Annotated in this window: 17 protein-coding genes and 1 pseudogene; 11 read left to right on the top strand and 7 right to left on the bottom strand. The window is 69.7% G+C overall.

What is annotated here, in order from left to right:
* Positions 1 to 92: 92 nt before the first annotated feature.
* On the bottom strand, positions 93 to 770 hold the full coding sequence (lexA, locus tag ACZ7GX_RS07140) for a transcriptional repressor LexA (protein WP_238598522.1): 678 nt from the start codon (positions 768 to 770) through the stop codon (positions 93 to 95).
* A 242-nt stretch (positions 771 to 1,012) separates the two neighbouring features.
* Between lexA and ACZ7GX_RS07135 the strand changes: the two genes are divergently transcribed.
* The 3 genes from ACZ7GX_RS07135 to ACZ7GX_RS07125 all read left to right on the top strand — a co-directional run bounded on the left by ACZ7GX_RS07135 (position 1,013) and on the right by ACZ7GX_RS07125 (position 5,293).
* Positions 1,013 to 1,510 (top strand): LysM peptidoglycan-binding domain-containing protein, encoded by a 498-nt coding sequence (locus ACZ7GX_RS07135; RefSeq protein ID WP_498773788.1) that lies wholly within the window; start codon positions 1,013 to 1,015, stop codon positions 1,508 to 1,510.
* Between the two features lie 365 nt (positions 1,511 to 1,875).
* Complete coding sequence (nrdR, locus tag ACZ7GX_RS07130; protein ID WP_033437157.1) at positions 1,876 to 2,334, top strand: transcriptional regulator NrdR; 459 nt, start codon at positions 1,876 to 1,878, stop codon at positions 2,332 to 2,334.
* Between the two features lie 109 nt (positions 2,335 to 2,443).
* Positions 2,444 to 5,293 (top strand): vitamin B12-dependent ribonucleotide reductase, encoded by a 2,850-nt coding sequence (locus ACZ7GX_RS07125; RefSeq protein ID WP_498773785.1) that lies wholly within the window; start codon positions 2,444 to 2,446, stop codon positions 5,291 to 5,293.
* Between the two features lie 263 nt (positions 5,294 to 5,556).
* On the opposite strand, the gene ACZ7GX_RS07120 is transcribed toward ACZ7GX_RS07125, so the two are convergent.
* Entirely contained in the window at positions 5,557 to 5,913 is a 357-nt protein-coding gene (locus ACZ7GX_RS07120; RefSeq protein ID WP_498773783.1) for a hypothetical protein, read from the bottom strand.
* A 44-nt stretch (positions 5,914 to 5,957) separates the two neighbouring features.
* On the opposite strand from ACZ7GX_RS07120, the gene ACZ7GX_RS07115 reads away from it, so the two are divergent.
* The 6 genes and pseudogenes from ACZ7GX_RS07115 (at position 5,958) to ACZ7GX_RS07090 (ending at position 8,926) form a co-directional block, all read left to right on the top strand.
* Positions 5,958 to 6,146, top strand: coding sequence for an ADP-ribosylglycohydrolase family protein (locus ACZ7GX_RS07115; RefSeq protein ID WP_498773781.1), 189 nt, complete (start codon positions 5,958 to 5,960; stop codon positions 6,144 to 6,146).
* Positions 6,074 to 6,247: pseudogene (locus tag ACZ7GX_RS07110) on the top strand (ADP-ribosylglycohydrolase family protein); the annotation flags it as partial. The gene ACZ7GX_RS07115 and the pseudogene ACZ7GX_RS07110, both read left to right, overlap by 73 nt.
* Positions 6,248 to 6,321: 74 nt before the next feature.
* Positions 6,322 to 6,912 carry a TetR/AcrR family transcriptional regulator gene (locus tag ACZ7GX_RS07105; RefSeq protein ID WP_498773779.1) on the top strand — a complete coding sequence of 197 codons (591 nt, stop codon included), beginning with the start codon at positions 6,322 to 6,324 and terminating at the stop codon, positions 6,910 to 6,912.
* Between the two features lie 75 nt (positions 6,913 to 6,987).
* Complete coding sequence (locus ACZ7GX_RS07100; RefSeq protein WP_498773777.1) at positions 6,988 to 8,220, top strand: MFS transporter; 1,233 nt, start codon at positions 6,988 to 6,990, stop codon at positions 8,218 to 8,220.
* Between the two features lie 29 nt (positions 8,221 to 8,249).
* On the top strand, positions 8,250 to 8,507 hold the full coding sequence (locus tag ACZ7GX_RS07095) for a type II toxin-antitoxin system Phd/YefM family antitoxin (RefSeq protein WP_498773775.1): 258 nt from the start codon (positions 8,250 to 8,252) through the stop codon (positions 8,505 to 8,507).
* Complete coding sequence (locus ACZ7GX_RS07090; protein WP_498773773.1) at positions 8,504 to 8,926, top strand: type II toxin-antitoxin system VapC family toxin; 423 nt, start codon at positions 8,504 to 8,506, stop codon at positions 8,924 to 8,926. Before ACZ7GX_RS07095 ends, ACZ7GX_RS07090 begins: the two co-directional genes overlap by 4 nt.
* A 46-nt stretch (positions 8,927 to 8,972) precedes the next feature.
* Here ACZ7GX_RS07090 and ACZ7GX_RS07085 read toward each other — a convergent pair whose 3' ends face one another.
* From ACZ7GX_RS07085 to ACZ7GX_RS07070, 4 genes are all read right to left on the bottom strand, one after another.
* Positions 8,973 to 9,725, bottom strand: a complete 753-nt coding sequence (locus ACZ7GX_RS07085; protein WP_498773771.1) for a succinate dehydrogenase/fumarate reductase iron-sulfur subunit — start codon at positions 9,723 to 9,725, stop codon at positions 8,973 to 8,975.
* A 1-nt stretch (position 9,726) separates the two neighbouring features.
* The gene (locus ACZ7GX_RS07080; RefSeq protein ID WP_498773769.1) at positions 9,727 to 11,604 is read right to left on the bottom strand and encodes a fumarate reductase/succinate dehydrogenase flavoprotein subunit; all 1,878 of its coding nucleotides are present in this window, start codon (positions 11,602 to 11,604) and stop codon (positions 9,727 to 9,729) included.
* 9 nt (positions 11,605 to 11,613) lie between these two features.
* Complete coding sequence (gene sdhC, locus ACZ7GX_RS07075) at positions 11,614 to 12,375, bottom strand: succinate dehydrogenase subunit SdhC (RefSeq protein ID WP_387488424.1); 762 nt, start codon at positions 12,373 to 12,375, stop codon at positions 11,614 to 11,616.
* Between the two features lie 118 nt (positions 12,376 to 12,493).
* Positions 12,494 to 12,790: an Rv0250c family protein gene (locus ACZ7GX_RS07070; protein ID WP_498773766.1), complete on the bottom strand. Its 297-nt coding sequence runs from the start codon at positions 12,788 to 12,790 to the stop codon at positions 12,494 to 12,496.
* 227 nt (positions 12,791 to 13,017) lie between these two features.
* On the opposite strand from ACZ7GX_RS07070, the gene edd reads away from it, so the two are divergent.
* Both edd and eda read left to right on the top strand, forming a co-directional pair.
* Positions 13,018 to 14,883, top strand: coding sequence for a phosphogluconate dehydratase (gene edd, locus ACZ7GX_RS07065; protein WP_498773764.1), 1,866 nt, complete (start codon positions 13,018 to 13,020; stop codon positions 14,881 to 14,883).
* Positions 14,880 to 15,518: a bifunctional 4-hydroxy-2-oxoglutarate aldolase/2-dehydro-3-deoxy-phosphogluconate aldolase gene (eda, locus tag ACZ7GX_RS07060; RefSeq protein ID WP_498773762.1), complete on the top strand. Its 639-nt coding sequence runs from the start codon at positions 14,880 to 14,882 to the stop codon at positions 15,516 to 15,518. The genes edd and eda overlap by 4 nt, the downstream gene beginning before the upstream one ends.
* A gap of 138 nt (positions 15,519 to 15,656) precedes the next feature.
* On the opposite strand, the gene ACZ7GX_RS07055 is transcribed toward eda, so the two are convergent.
* Positions 15,657 to 16,298: an HAD family hydrolase gene (locus ACZ7GX_RS07055; protein WP_498773760.1), complete on the bottom strand. Its 642-nt coding sequence runs from the start codon at positions 16,296 to 16,298 to the stop codon at positions 15,657 to 15,659.
* Between the last annotated feature and the right edge of the window lie 46 nt (positions 16,299 to 16,344).

Here is a 16,344-nt window from a genome sequence, read left to right as displayed (position 1 = left end):
GTGCGGCAGCGCATGGGCTCTTTTTTTCTTGGTCGTCCCTCCTCCACCCCCCCCCCCCCCCCCCCCCCCCCCCCCCCCCCGCCAGTGCCCGCCTAGAGCCTGCGCAGGACGGCGACGACCTTGCCCAGGATCGACGCGTCGTCACCGGGGATGGGCTGGTAGGCCGCGTTGTGCGGCATCAGCCACACGTGCCCGTCCTCCTTGCGCTTGAACGTCTTCACGGTGGCCTCGCCGTCGATCATCGCGGCCACCACCTCGCCGTTGTCCGCCGTCGGCTGCTGGCGGACGACCACCCAGTCGCCGTCGGTGATGGCGGCGTCCACCATCGAGTCGCCGACGACCTTCAGCAGGAACACGTCACCCTCGCCGACGATCTCGCGCGGCAGCGGGAACACGTCCTCGATGGCCTCTTCCGCCAGGATCGGCCCACCGGCCGCGATGCGGCCCAGCATGGGCACGTACGCGGGCGTCGGCTTGGACGCCGGGTCGAGGCCGGTCACGATCTCGGCGGGCAGCACGCCCACCGCGCGCGGCCGGTTCGGGTCGCGACGCAGGTACCCCTTCCGCTCCAGCGCGCGCAGCTGGTGGGCGACCGAGGAGGTGGAGGTCAGGCCGACCGCCTCCCCGATCTCACGCACGCTGGGCGGGTAGCCGAACCGGTCGAGCCAGTCGCGGATCACGTCGAGCACCTTGCGCTGGCGCAGGGTGAGCCCGGCGTTGCCCGCGATGTCCGCCGGTTCGGGCGCGGAGGGCACATCGGCGGTGCGCAGGTCTTCGCTGGTCTTGCGTGCCACGGTGCTTCCTCCTCACCGGTCCCGATTGCCCAGGCCGGCTTCTCCGACGATCTTCACTTGTGGACGGTAGTCGCGTTCCGTGTCCAGATCAAACACCTGTTCGAAGTAAACCTCGGCGTGTCCTAGCGATTTCGCCCGGCGAAGTGGTACACATTCGCACGGACGTTCGATCGAACACAGGTTCGATCATGATCGGATGACCTGCGTTGGAGGACATCATGGCGGTGGTCATTGGCACCCGTAACAGCTTCGAACTGGTCGACGGCGCCGGTGCCGAGGATGTCGCACTCGGCGCGGGACTGCGACCCGGACCACGGGTCCTCCGCCGGTTCGACGTACACGATAAGGACAACCGCCGCCCGTCGACCCGCCCCCGCCCGCTCGCCGTGCGCCGCACCGCGCCCGAGCCGGTCGCCTGCGAGGTCCGGCCGCAGCGCCACCCCGCCGTCCAGTTCGTCGCGTACTCGGCGGTCGCGGCCGTCTTCGCCGGCCTGCTGAGCCTGCTCTTCCTGTACACCTCCGGCGCCACCACCGTCCCCGAACGGACCAACGTCGTGCACGTCCAGGTGGGCGAGTCGCTGTGGGACGTGGCCGAACGCAGCGCACCCGCCAGCGACCCGGACGCCGTGGTCTCCCGCATCCGCGAGCTGAACTCCCTCCCCGGCACCGACGTGGTCCCCGGCCAGTCCCTGGTCGTCCCCCACGGCACCCCCTGACCCCTCCCCCTCGCGCGCGTCGAACCTTCAGGACCCCCGAGTTTCAACATCCGGAACGGTGAACTCGGGGGTCCTGAGCGTTCGACGCGGTGGGCGCGAGCGTTCGACCCGCGCGTTTGCGTTCGCGAATCGGCGGTGACCTGCGACGGGTCCGAGGGCGGTCCGTGACCGGTGCGTCGCCCAGCGCGCGTTCCTCCCATCGAGTGGTCCGGGACACGCGTGTTGAGTTGCGGAGCAGTAGGGTCCGGGCATAGGTTGACCCCTACATCTAGTGGTTACACCAACGTAGTTAGTCCACAGGTTGGGGTATTCCCCGCCATGAGGGCTAACGCGATGGATGCTGCGCGGAGGAGGGGAGACCAGCCGTGCGATGCCCGTTCTGCCGCAACGCCGACTCTCGTGTGGTCGACTCGCGGGAGGTCGACGAGGGCCAGGTGATCCGCCGCCGGCGCTCCTGCTCCAGCTGCGGTCGCCGGTTCACCACCGTGGAGGAAGCCGTGCTCGCGGTGGTCAAGCGCTCCGGCGTCACCGAGCCGTTCAGCCGCGACAAGGTCGTCAACGGCGTGCGCCGCGCGTGCCAGGGCCGCCCGGTCGACGAGGACGCCCTGCAACAGCTCGCGCACCGCGTCGAGGAGTCCATCCGCTCGGGCGGCAACGCCGAGATCCCGAGCCACGAGGTGGGCCTGGCCATCCTCGGCCCCCTGCGCGACCTGGACGAGGTGGCCTACCTGCGGTTCGCCTCCGTCTACCGCTCCTTCTCGTCCGTCGAGGACTTCGAGAAGGAGATCGCCGATCTTCGCACCGCCCAGCTCACGGACGACTGAGCGGACGCGACGCAAGACAACTGCGCCTGACCGGCTCGGACGGGGGGAGCCCGGACGTGGGTCGCGCATCGGACGTCGAGAACTCGTGAAACGGAATGAGGAAGTCGGAATGACGGAGACCGTCGGTGGCTCCAGCAAGAAGACGGCCGCCCGCAACGGCGCGGGGGACAAGAACGCCAAGCTGAAGGTGGAGCGCGTCTACACCACCGCGGGCACGCACCCCTATGACGAGGTCACCTGGGAGCACCGCGACGTCGTGATGACGAACTGGCGCGACGGCTCGGTGAACTTCGAGCAGCGGGGCGTCGAGTTCCCCGACTTCTGGTCGGTCAACGCCACCAACATCGTCACCAGCAAGTACTTCCGCGGCGCGGTGGGCACGCCGCAGCGCGAGCACAGCCTGCGCCAGCTCATCGACCGCGTGGTGAAGACCTACGTCGAGGCGGGCGTCAAGCACGGCTACTTCACCACCGCCGAGGACGCCGAGATCTACGAGCACGAGCTGACCTGGATGCTGCTGCACCAGGTGTTCAGCTTCAACTCGCCGGTCTGGTTCAACGTGGGCACGAGCTCGCCGCAGCAGGTCAGCGCCTGCTTCATCCTGTCGGTCGACGACACGATGGAGTCGATCCTGAACTGGTACCGCGAGGAGGGCCTGATCTTCAAGGGCGGCTCCGGCGCGGGCCTGAACCTCTCGCGCATCCGCTCGTCGAAGGAGCTGCTGTCCTCCGGCGGCACGGCGTCCGGCCCGGTGTCGTTCATGCGCGGCGCCGACGCGTCCGCGGGCACCATCAAGTCCGGCGGCGCGACCCGCCGTGCGGCGAAGATGGTCGTGCTGGACGTCGACCACCCGGACGTCGAGGAGTTCATCCAGACCAAGGCGCGGGAAGAGGACAAGGTCCGCGCGCTGCGCGACGCCGGGTTCGACATGGACCTGGGCGGCAAGGACATCGTGTCCGTGCAGTACCAGAACGCGAACAACTCGATCCGCGTGTCGGACGAGTTCATGCACGCCTACGAGAACGGCGGGCAGTTCGGCCTGCGCGCCCGCCAGACCGGCGAGATCATCGAGCACGTCGACGCGAAGGACCTGTTCCGCAAGCTGGCGCAGGCCGCGTGGGAGTGCGCCGACCCGGGCATCCAGTACGACGGCACGATCAACGACTGGCACACCACGCCGGAGTCGGGCCGGATCACGGCCTCGAACCCGTGCTCGGAGTACATGCACCTGGACAACTCCAGCTGCAACCTGGCGTCGTTGAACCTGATGAAGTTCCTCTCCGACGACGGCACGTTCAACGCGGAGCTGTTCGCCAAGTCCGTCGAGCTGATCATCACCGCGATGGACATCTCGATCTGCTTCGCGGACTTCCCGACGCCCGCGATCGGCGAGACGACCCGCGCGTTCCGCCAGCTGGGCATCGGCTACGCGAACCTGGGCGCGCTGCTCATGGCGACCGGTCACGCGTACGACTCCGAGGGTGGCCGCGCGCTGGCCGCCGCGATCACGTCCCTGATGCAGGCCGTGGCGTACAAGCGGTCCGCCGAGCTGGCGGGCATCGTCGGCCCGTACGAGGGCTACGCCCGCAACGCCGAGGGTCACCAGCGGGTCATCCGCAAGCACTCGGCCGCCAACGACATGCTGCGCACGTACCACGCGAACGACGGCGCGGTGCAGAAGGTCGCGACCAAGGCGTGGCAGGAGTGCCAGCGCATCGGCGCCCGCAACGGCTGGCGCAACGCGCAGGCCAGCGTGCTCGCGCCCACCGGCACCATCGGCCTGATGATGGACTGCGACACCACCGGCATCGAGCCGGACCTGGCGCTGGTGAAGTTCAAGAAGCTGGTCGGCGGCGGCTCGATGCAGATCGTCAACCAGACCGTGCCGCGGGCGCTGAAGGTGCTGGGCTACCAGCAGGAGCAGATCGAGGCGATCGTCGAGTACATCGGCGAGCACGGCCACGTGGTGGACGCGCCGGGCCTCAAGCCCGAGCACTACGAGGTGTTCGACTGCGCCATGGGCGACCGCTCGATCGCGCCGATGGGCCACGTGCGGATGATGGCCGCGGTGCAGCCGTTCATCTCGGGCGCGATCTCCAAGACGGTGAACATGCCGGAGACGGCGACCGTCGAGGAGGTCGAGGAGATCTACTACCAGGGCTGGAAGCTCGGCCTGAAGGCGCTGGCGATCTACCGCGACAACTGCAAGGTCGGCCAGCCGCTGTCGGCGGGCAAGTCGGCCAAGGCGTCCTCGGCGGTGGAGGCCAAGACCGAGACGGTCGTGGAGTACCGCCCGGTGCGCAAGCGGCTGCCGAAGAAGCGCCCGTCGCAGACGGTGTCGTTCACGGTCGGCGGCGCGGAGGGCTACCTGCACGCCGGGTCGTACCCGGACGACGGCCTCGGCGAGATCTTCGTCAAGCTGGGCAAGCAGGGCTCGACGCTGGCCGGCGTGATGGACGCGTTCTCCATGTCCATCTCGGTGGGCCTGCAGTACGGCATCCCGCTGGAGTTCTACGTCTCGAAGTTCCAGAACCTGCGCTTCGAGCCGGCGGGGATGACGGACGACCCGGACGTCCGCATCGCGACCAGCGTCCTGGACTACCTGTTCCGCCGCCTGGCGCTGGACTACCTGCCGTTCGAGAAGCGGGCGCAGCTCGGCATCTTCACCGCCGACGAGCGCACCGCGCAGGTCTCGTCCGACTACGGCAACGGCGACGTGGACCTGGAGGGCCTGCGCACGTCGGTCGACGCGGCTCCGGCCACCTCGACCACGCCGGCGCCGGAGGAGAAGAAGTCCAAGCCACAGGACGTCAGGGTCGGCAGCTCCACGGAACTGCTCGAACTGCACCTGGGCAAGGCCGCCGACGCGCCGCTGTGCATGACGTGCGGCACGAAGATGCGCCCGGCCGGCTCGTGCTACCTGTGCGAGGGCTGCGGCTCCACCTCGGGCTGCAGCTGATCGTTCGACGTGCGGTGACGCGCTGATCACAACTCAACAGCGACATGAGGGCTGGGACCGCTGCGTCCCAGCCCTCATGTGCGATACGTACCGGCGCAAGAGGCGCCGGAACGACGAACGCCCGGCCTCTGAAGGGCCGGGCGTTCGGTGCAGCCAGACCGAGGTCGCGACTGCGGCGTGAGAACCACTATGCGACCACGGTCTGGCTGCGATCACAAATCGAGAATCAAGGATGTGACAGCCATGACTCGCGGCAACCGCGGTCAGACCGGCCCGAACGCGGCCTCGAAGGCAAGCAAGGTGCTGTCGAACCCCAAGTCGACGGCTGCCGAGAAGTCGGCAGCGGCCAGCGCGCTTTCCCAGGCGCCGAGCAGCAAGGGGCAGACCGGCCCGAAGGCGGCGTCGAATGCCGGCAAGGTGCTTGGCGACCCGTCGTCGACCAAAGCGGAGAAGTCGGCTGCAGCCAGCACGTTGGCACAGACCCCCGCGAAGAAGTAGTTCGTGACGGAGGCGCCAGTCAACCACTGACGCCGCGCTGAGTGGCTGTGAGTCGAGTCAGATCTGCTCACAGCCACTTCAGCGAGCTGACTGACCGGCACGCGGCAGGCCTCGGACAGCACCGGTTTTCCACGCCGCCAACACGGTCCGCACCTGCGATGCGGCCGTGACGAGAGCCAGTGGCGCGTTGTCGGGATTGGCGTTCGGCGACGCGTTGGGTGCGCCCACCGAGTTCATGGACGTCGCCGAGATCGAGCACCGCTACGGCGTGGGCGGGACGGTATCGCGGACGCGTTGCGGGAGCACTTCGCGCGGTGGTGGGAGTCGCCGGACAACAACCGCGCGCCCGGCATGACGTGCTCGCAGGCGTGCGAGAGGTTGGCCGCCGGGTTGCCGTGGCGGGAAGCCACCGGCGCCTCCTCGAAGGGCTGCGGCGCGAACATGCGCGTCGTGCCGGTGGGACTCGTGCGCCGATCCGGGCGCACCCCGGTTTTGTACGGGAGGTTCCAAAACCTGCTAACGTCTCCCCCGTGCCCCGACCCAAGGAGTTCGACGAGGAGCAGGCGCTCGACGCCGCCATGCGCACGTTCTGGGCGAACGGCTACGAGGCCACGTCCACCGAAGACCTGTGCCGCGCCACCGGGTTGGGGCGCAGCAGCATCTACAACACCTTCAGCAGCAAGCACGAGCTCTTCAAGCGCGCCCTCGTCCGCTACACCGAGCTGATGACCGACAACCAGATCGCGCTGCTCGAAGACGAGACGCGGTCGCCCGGCAGACGCCTGCGCGACCTGTTCGACGCGATCATCGCGGGCGAGGTGGAGAACCGGCGGGACGATCGCGGGATCGGCTGCCTGACCGTCAACACGACCGTGGAGCTGGCCGGGCGCGACCCCGAGGCCGCCGAACTGGTCGAGCGCGACCAGCGGCGCAGGCTCGACGCGCTCCGGGCGGTCATCGCGACCGGCCTGCGGGACGGTGAGTTCAGGTCCGGGCGCGACCCGGCGGAGTTGGCGCGGTTCGTCAACGCCGTCATCGCGGGCATCCGGGTCGCAGGCCAGGGCGGCGCGGACATCCCCACGTTGAACGCCATCGCGGACACCGCCCGGCAAGCCCTCTAGCAACCCTGGGAAGACCAAGGCGATCACGCGCACCCGCGTTTTGGACAGATCAATACAAAATAGGAGCACCCCGACATGCCCCGTGTCGTCCACCTGCTCGCCCTCGGCATCTTCACCATGGTCACCAGCGAGTTCGTCGTCGCCGGCCTGATGCCGCAGATGGCCGCCGGCCTGCACGTCACCATCCCCGAGATCGGCTACCTGATCACCGCGTTCGCCGCCGCGATGGCCGTCGGCGGCCCGCTGCTCACCGTGCTGATGCTCCGGCTCCGGCCCAAGCCCGCGCTGATGGCGCTGTTCGCCGTCTTCCTCGCCGGCAACGTCCTCGCCGCCACGGCCACCGAGTACGGCGTGATGGTCACCGCCCGCGTCGTCACCGGCGCGGCGGCGCAGGCGTTCTTCGGCGTGGCGCTCTCGGTGACCTCCGCCCTGGTCGCGGAGAACCTGCGCGGGCGCGCGACCGCGACCGTCCTCAACGGACTGATGCTCGGCACGCTCCTCGGCCTGCCGCTGGCCACGTTCCTCGGCGCGCACCTCGGCTGGCGCGCGGCGTTCTGGGGCATCGCCGCGCTCACCGTCGTGGCCGCCGCCGGCACGCTCGCGGGCGTGCCGCGGCTGGACCGCGCCGGCGGCGACACGACCGTGCGCGCCGAACTGCGCGCCGTCGTCCGGCCGAGGCTGTGGCTGGTGCTGTCCACCAGCACGTGCGTCATCGGCGCGACGTTCGCCGCGTTCAGCTACGCCAACCCGATCCTGACCGAGGTCACCGGCTTCGCCACGGGCACGGTCCCGTTGCTGCTCATCGCCTACGGCGCGGCGACGCTCCTCGGCAACCACGTGGTCGGCAGGCTCGCCGACCGCCACGCGCTGCCCGCCCTGCTCGCCGGACTGGCGCTCAACGCCCTCTTCCTCACCACCTTCGCCCTCTTCGCCGACGAGAAGGCGCCCGCCGTGGTGAGCCTGCTCGGCATCGGCCTGGTCGGCGTCACGATGAACCCCGCGCTGGTGACCCGCGTCCAGCGCACGGGCAACACCGGCGCGCTGGTCAACACCGTGCACGGGTCGTTCATCACCTCCGGCATCCTCATCGGGTCGTGGCTGGGCGGCCTGCTCATCGCCGACCACGGCCTGCGCGCCGTTGTGGCTGGGCGCGGTGCTCGCGGTGCTCGGCCTCGGCACCCTGATCCCCGACGTGCGGCGGTGGACCGCGGCCGCGCGGTCGGACAAGGCCCTCGCGCCGGACGGACCCACTCCCGCCGAAGCGCGAACCACGACCGGCGGGTAGCACGCCGAACCAACTTCATCTAGTCTGTCTAGACAGCACACCGGAGGCTGCGATGAACGGACACTGGCAGTTGCAGGAAGCCAAACAACGCTTCAGCGAGCTGATCAGGTCGGTCGAGACCGATGGCCCGCAGTTCGTCACCAGGCACGGCGAGGAGGTCGCCGTGATCATCGACATCTCCGAGTACCGACGTCTCCGAGGCGGCGGGGAGGACTTCAAAGCGTTCCTCCGGTCCGCTCCCGATGTCGACCTGGAGATCAGCCGGTCGCAGGCACCTGCACGAGCGGTCGACCTTGGTGAGGACGAGTGAGCTTTCTCCTGGACACCAACGTGGTGTCGGAGATCCGCAAGAAGACGCCGGATCCCGGCGTTTCGGCCTGGTTCGCGGCGGTTCCCGCAAGCGACCTGTTCCTCAGCGTGTTGGTCGTCGGCGAGATCAGACAGGGCATCGACCGGCTGGCTCGGCGAGACCCGGCCCAGGCCGGTGTCTTCGAGCGGTGGCTGGGGCAGTTGGTCGATGTCTACGGTGACCGGATCGTCCCTGTCACCGCTGACGTCGCCGAAGCTTGGGGGCGGCTCAACGTCCCCGATCCCCTGCCTGTCGTCGACGGCCTGTTGGCGGCAACGGCGCTGGTGCACGGGTGGACCCTGGTCACGCGGAACGTCGACGACGTCACGTCGACGGGGGCACGGCTCCTGAACCCCTTCACCGCGACCCACGGGCGGTGAGCCGAGCTCCCTGCCCCTGCCATGCGGCGGGGGCAGGGAAGTCGTGTCAGGCCTTGTTGCGGAACAGCTTGTTGCCCAGCCAGACGATCGGGTCGTAACGCCGGTCGGCCACGCGTTCCTTCATCGGGATCAACGCGTTGTCGGTGATCTTGATGTGCTCCGGGCACACCTCCGTGCAGCACTTCGTGATGTTGCACAGCCCCAGGCCGTGCGACGACTGCGCCTCCTGCACCCGGTCGGCCTCGTCGAGCGGGTGCATCTCCAGCTCGGCCACCCGCATCAGGAACCGCGGCCCGGCGAACGACTCCTTGTTCTCCTCGTGGTCGCGGATCACGTGGCACGTGTTGTTGCACAGGAAGCACTCGATGCACTTGCGGAACTCCTGCGAGCGCTCCACGTCGACCTGCTGCATCCGGTACTCCCCCGGCGCCACGCCCTTCGGCGGCTTGAACGCGGGGACCTCACGTGCCTTCTGGTAGTTGTACGAGACGTCCGTGACCAGGTCGCGGATCACCGGGAACGTGCGCATCGGCGTCACGGTCACCGTCTCGTCCTCCGCGAACACCGACATCCGCGTCATGCACAGCAGCCTCGGCTTGCCGTTGATCTCCGCCGAGCACGACCCGCACTTGCCCGCCTTGCAGTTCCACCGCACGGCCAGGTCGGGCGTCTGCGTCGCCTGCAACCGGTGGATCACGTCGAGGACGACCTCACCCTCGTTGACCTCGACGGTGAAGTCCTCCAGACCACCGCCCTCGTCCGAACCGCGCCACACCCGGAAGTGCCCCTGGTACCCCATGTCAGCCCTCCAGCTCGTCGGCGGTCAGGTACTTCTGCAGCTCGCTGTGCTCGAACAAGGCCAGCAGGTCCGCCCGGATCGGGATCTGCGGCTCCTCCACCACCTCGACCGAGGAGCCGGAGAGCGTGCACACCAGCAGCTTGCGCCGCCAGTCGGCGTCCATGCCCGGGTAGTCGTCCCGCGTGTGCCCGCCGCGGCTCTCCGTGCGCAGCAGCGCGGCACGCGCCACGCACTCGCTGACCACGAGCATGTTCCGCAGGTCGAGCGCCAGGTGCCAGCCGGGGTTGAACTGCCGGTGCCCCTCGACCACCAGGGTCGCGGCGCGCCGCTTCAGCTCCTCCAGGCGCTTGATCGCCTGGTCCATCTCCTCGGCCTTGCGGATGATGCCGACCAGGTCGTTCATCGCCTGCTGCAACTCCATGTGCAGCGTGTACGGGTTCTCGCCGCCACCGTCGGAACCGGAGAACGGCGCCACGGCCGTCCGCTCCGCCTCGGCGACGGCCTCGTCCGAGCACACCGGCCGGGCGGGCAGCCCCGCCGCGTAGTCCGACGCGCCCGCGCCCGCACGGCGACCGAACACCAGCAGGTCGGACAACGAGTTGCCGCCGAGCCGGTTCGAGCCGTGCATCCCGCCGGACACCTCGCCCGCCGCGAACAGCCCCGGCACCGACGACGCGCCCGTGTCCGGGTCGACCTGCACGCCGCCCATCACGTAGTGGCAGGTCGGCCCGACCTCCATCGGCTGCGCGGTGATGTCGACGTCCGCCAGCTCCTTGAACTGGTGGTGCATCGACGGCAGCCGCCGCATGATCTCCTCGGCGGGCAGGCGCGTGGACACGTCCAGGAACACGCCGCCGTGCTCGGACCCGCGACCGGCCTTGACCTCGGAGTTGATGGCACGCGCCACCTCGTCGCGCGGCAGCAGCTCCGGTGGCCGCCGGTTCTTGCCGGGGTCGGCGTACCAGCGGTCGGCCTCGGCCTCGTTGTCGGCGTACTTGTCCTTGAACACCTCGGGGATGTAGTCGAACATGAACCGCTTGCCGTCGGAGTTGCGCAGCACGCCGCCGTCACCGCGGACCGACTCGGTGACCAGGATCCCCTTCACCGACGGCGGCCAGACCATGCCGGTCGGGTGGAACTGCACGAACTCCATGTTGATCAGGGACGCGCCCGCGCGCAGGGCCAGCGCGTGGCCGTCGCCGGTGTACTCCCACGAGTTCGACGTGACCTTGAACGACTTGCCGATGCCGCCGGTCGCGAGCACCACGGCGGGCGCCTCGAACAGCACGAACCGGCCCGACTCGCGCCAGTAGCCGAACGCGCCGGCCACCTTGCCGTCGTCGAGCACCAGGTCCGTGACGGTGAACTCCTGGAACACCTTCAGCCGCGACTCGTAGTCGCCGGTCTCGGCGTGGTCGTCCTGCTGCAGCGACACGACCTTCTGCTGGAGGCTGCGGATGAGCTCCAGCCCGGTGCGGTCGCCGACGTGCGCGAGGCGCGGGTACTCGTGGCCGCCGAAGTTGCGCTGGCTGATCCGACCGTCCTTGGTGCGGTCGAACAGCGCGCCGTAGGTCTCCAGCTCCCAGACCCGGTCGGGCGCCTCCTTGGCGTGCAGCTCGGCCATCCGCCAGTTGTTCAGGAACTTCCCGCCGCGCATGGTGTCGCGGAAGTGCACCTGCCAGTTGTCGTTCGAGTTCACGTTGCCCATGGCCGCGGCGATGCCGCCCTCGGCCATCACCGTGTGGGCCTTGCCGAACAACGACTTGCACAGCACCGCCGTGCGCATCCCGTGTTCACGGGCCTCGATCGCGGCGCGCAACCCCGCACCGCCGGCACCGATCACGAGCACGTCGAACGAATGCCGTTCCAGCTCGGGCAAAACCACTCCTCAGTTGACGAATCGGAGGTCGGCGATCGTCCCGGAGGCGACCAGCGCGACGTAGAGGTCCGTGACGCAGACGAAGATGAGCGAGGCCCACGCCAGCTGCATGTGCCTGGCGTTGAGCTTGGAGATCTGCGTCCACGCCCAGTACCGGACCGGGTGCTTGGAGAAGTGCTTCAGCCGCCCGCCCGCGATGTGGCGGCACGAGTGGCACGACAGCGTGTACGCGCCGAGCAGGCCGACGTTGACCAGCAGCACGATGTTGCCCAGGCCGATGCCGGTGCTGAACGCGAAGACCGCGTCGTAGATGTTGATCAGCAGCAGGAGCGACGCCGCGTAGAAGAAGTACCGGTGCAGGTTCTGCGCGATGAGCGGGAAGCGGGTCTCACCGGTGTACTTCGCGTGCGGCTCGGCCACCGCGCACGCGGGCGGGGACATCCACGCCGCCCGGTAGTACGCCTTGCGGTAGTAGTAGCAGGTCACCCGGAAGCCGAGCAGGAACGGGATGATGATCACCGGCGGGGTGAGGAACCCCGGCAGCTCGGGCAGCAGGCGGCCGAAGTGCGCCGCGTTCGGCAGGCACTCCTCGGTCAGGCACGGCGAGTACATGGGCGTCAGGTAGCGGTACTCGTCCACCCAGTAGTAGTCGCCCATGAAGGTCCGCACGGCCGCGTAGATCGAAATCAGGAGCAGGCCCGCGAACGTCGCCAGCGGCGGTAGCCACCACCGGTCTGTGCGCAACGTGCGCTGGGCGATCTGCGCCCTCATACCTCACCTCGTTCCACGTCGTTGTGGTGCGGGACACATTGTGGTTTGGGACACATCACCGGCCCTGAAACGGGAGCGGCCCCCGCGTTCGCACGCGGGGCCCGGTCCTCTCCTCAGCTCAGGTTCGGTGACTGCGGTAGCCGCCGAGTCCTTCGTCGTCGGCGTCGTGCCACAGCTTCGGGTCGTACGGCGTGTCCGGGACGACGACGACCTCCCTCTCGACCCGAGGCGCTTCACGCGGCCGTGGCGTGCTGTCCAGTTCCGCCAGCTCGGTCGCGTCGATGTCCATGCGCTCGACGTCGTTGGCCAGCCTCTGCACCGCGGCCACGTCGCCGTACCGCGCGCGCAGGCCGCCGACGCAGTGGCGCAGTTGGCCAAGCGCCCGACGCAGCTCCACGATCTCGGAGGACGTCATGGTCAGCACCTCCCTCGGGTCGATCCGTGTGCCGACTCTGCCAAGCGGAAGCCCTTGTGACAAGAACCACAGTGTGTCCCGAGTCGCGTCCCAGGATCTGAATCGTTTTTGTCACGATCATGTGTCGTGACATACTGTGCCTGCTGTCACGTCCGTCCGTGCGACGCCAGCGCTGTCGTCCCACCGGGCCCACCACGGCCCGTGATCACCACCGGAGACAGCGAACCATGAGCGTGCATCCCGTCGTCGCCGAAGTGACGGCTCGAATCGCCGCCCGCAGCGCCGCCGGCCGGTCCGCCTACCTGGAACGACTCGCCCAAGCCCAGCAAGACGGCCCCGCCCGCCGCGACATGGCGTGCAGCAACCTGGCCCATGGCTTCGCCGGGATCACGGGCGGTGACAAAGACCTCCTCCGGGCGCTGCGTCGCCCGAACGTGGCGATCGTGTCCGCGTACAACGACATGCTGTCCGCCCACCAGCCGATGCACGAGTACCCCGCGTGGATCAAGGACGCGGCCCGGGCCGTCGGCGGCGTGGCGCAGTTCGCGGGCGGCGTGCCCGCCATGTGCGACGGCATCACCCAGGGCCGCGCGGGCATGGAGCTCTCGCTGTTCAGCCGCGAGGTCATCGCGATGGCCACCGGCATCGCCCTGTCGCACGAGATGTTCGACTCGGCGCTGCTGCTCGGCGTGTGCGACAAGATCACGCCCGGCCTGCTGATCGGCGTGCTGTCGTTCGGGCACCTGCCCGCGATCCTGGTGCCCGCGGGCCCGATGAGCTCCGGCCTGCCGAACTCGGAGAAGGCCCGCGTGCGGCAGCTGTACGCGGAGAACAAGGCGTCCCGCGAGGACCTGCTCGAAGCCGAGGCGCAGTCCTACCACAGCCCCGGGACCTGCACGTTCTACGGCACGGCGAACTCCAACCAGCTCGTGGTCGAGGTCATGGGCCTGCACCTGCCCGGCGCGAGCTTCGTGCCGCCGGGCACCAAGCTGCGCAAGGCGCTGACCGAGGAGGCCGCGCGGCGCGCGGTGGAGATCAGCCGGGGCGAGGACTACACCCCGATCGGGCACGTGGTGGACGTGAAGTCCGTGGTCAACGGCGTGATCGCGCTGCTGGCCACCGGTGGGTCGACCAACCACACCATGCACCTGGTCGCGATCGCGTCGGCCGCGGGCATCGAGCTGAGCTGGGACGACTTCTCCGAGCTGTCCTCGGTGGTGCCGCTGCTGGCCCGCGTCTACCCGAACGGGTCGGCGGACATCAACCACTTCCAGGCCGCGGGCGGCGTGCCGTTCCTCGTCTCCACCCTGTTGGACGCGGGCCTGCTGCACGCCGACGTGAAGACCGTGGCCGGCGCCGGGCTCGACCGCTACCGGCAGGAGCCGGTGCTGGTCGAGGGCGTGCTGATGTGGCGACCGGGCCCGCCGCGCTCGCTCGACACCGACGTGCTGCGGCCCGCGTCGGAGCCCTTCGCGGCCGACGGCGGCCTGCGCATGCTGTCGGGCAACCTCGGCCGTGCGGTGATCAAGGTGTCGGCGGTCAAGCCGGAGGACCGGGTCGTGGAGGCGCCCGCCAGGGTGTTCACCTCGCAGGAGGCGTTCAGCGCCGCGTTCCAGGCCGGTGAGCTGGAGCGGGACGTGGTCGTGGTGGTGCGGCAGCAGGGTCCGCAGGCCAACGGGATGCCCGAGCTGCACAAGCTGACGCCCGCGCTGGGCGTGCTGATGGACCGGGGCTTCAAGGTCGCGCTGGTCACCGACGGGCGGATGTCCGGCGCGTCGGGCAAGATCCCGGCGGCCATCCAGGTCACCCCGGAGGCGGCCGTGGGCGGTCCGCTGGCGCGCGTGCGTGACGGCGACGTGCTGCGGCTGGACGCCGAGACCGGCACGCTGGAGGCGTTCGTCGACCCGGCGGAGCTGGCCGCGCGCGATCTGGTGGACTTCCCGCCGGACGCGCAGGCGTGGACCGGCACGGGCCGGGAGCTGTTCGCCGCGCTGCGCCGGGCGATCGGGCCCGCCGACCGGGGCGCGAGCGTGTTCGGACCGATCGCGGCCTCGCACTTCGAAGGCCAGCTCAACCAGGAGGTGTCCCGGTGACCAACGCCCCGGCTCACGCGACGGCGGCGGATCTGCTGGCGCTGTCCCCCGTCATCCCGGTCGTCGTCGTGGACGACGCCGAGCACGCCGTGCCGCTGGCGGAGGCGTTGCTGCGCGGCGGTGTGCGCGTGATCGAGCTGACGCTGCGCACGCCGGCGGCGCTGGCCGCGATCGAGCGGGTGGCGGCGGAGGTGCCGGGCATCGTGATCGGCGCCGGCACCGTGACCGCGCCGGAGCACGCCGAGCAGGCGGCCAAGGCCGGTGCGGCGTTCCTCGTCACGCCGGGGTCGACCGACCGGGTGCTGGACGCGGCCGAGGACACCGGGCTGCCCTTCCTGCCGGGCGCGGCGACCGTGTCGGAGGCGATGCGGCTGGCCGAGCGCGGGCTGACGTCGCTGAAGTTCTTCCCGGCCGAGGCCGCGGGCGGGGTGGACTACCTGAAGTCCATCGGCGGTCCGCTGCCCGGCCTGCGGTTCTGCCCGACCGGCGGCATCACGCCCGCGACCGCGCCGAACTACCTGGCGCTGCCGAACGTCGGGTGCGTCGGCGGGTCGTGGCTCGCGCCCAAGGACGCGCTGGTGGCCGGCGACTGGGCGCGGATCGAAGAGCTGGCGCGGGCCGCGTCGGCGCTCTGACCCGGGACGTTCCGGTGCGCTGAATCCGAGCGTTCCGGTGGTCTGAACCCAGGCGTTCCGGGTGCGCTGAACCCGGGCGTTCCGGTGGTCTGATCTCGACGGAGGGCGTCTTCCCGTGACGGGGAGGCGCCCTCGTCGTCAGGCCAGGTGGGCGAGGGCTTCGGGGATCGAGTCGGCGACCGGTGCGCCGGTGCGTTCGAGCACCGCGCGCGAGCTGGTGCCGGTGGCGACCAGGACGACCTGCGCGCCGACGTGCCTGGCGGCTTCGGCGTCGTCGGCCACGTCGCCGATGAGCACGACATCGCGCGGGCGCAGCCGCAGGGCCGCCAGGTGCTCGGCGAGGTGCTCGGCCTTCGAGCCGCCGTCACCCGCGGCCTTGAGTCCGTCGACCCGGCTGAACAGCTCGCCGAGCCCGAAGCGGGCGACCAGCGGCACCAGCTCGTCGTGGAACCACATGGACAGCAGCGACTGGCTGTGCCGCAGCGCCCTCAGGTGGTCGGGCACGCCGGTGGCCAGCCCGCAGCGGTCCATCAACGCGCGGTACTCGGCGTGGTAGACGGTGTCGATGCGAGCCCAGTCCGCCGCCGTCAGCGCACGGCCGAACATCCGCTCGTAGCAGTCCTTGATCGGGCGGCTGAACACCTCGCGCCAGTGCTCCAGCGTGATGGCGGCGTGGCCGAAGTCCGCGCAGACCCGGTTGACGGCGGCGAGCACGGCGTCGTTGTCGGCGAACAAGGTGCCGTTCCAGTCCCAGACGACGTGGTCGGCCCTGATCCTCACTCGAACAGGTTACGACGATAGGTTGAGTGCTCACTTCTGGGGAGGT

The sequence above is a fragment of the Actinosynnema sp. NPDC037264 genome (genome assembly GCF_055603705.1).
Note: the sequence above shows the minus strand (reverse complement) of the source record. Positions and strands in the feature narration are given on the sequence as shown.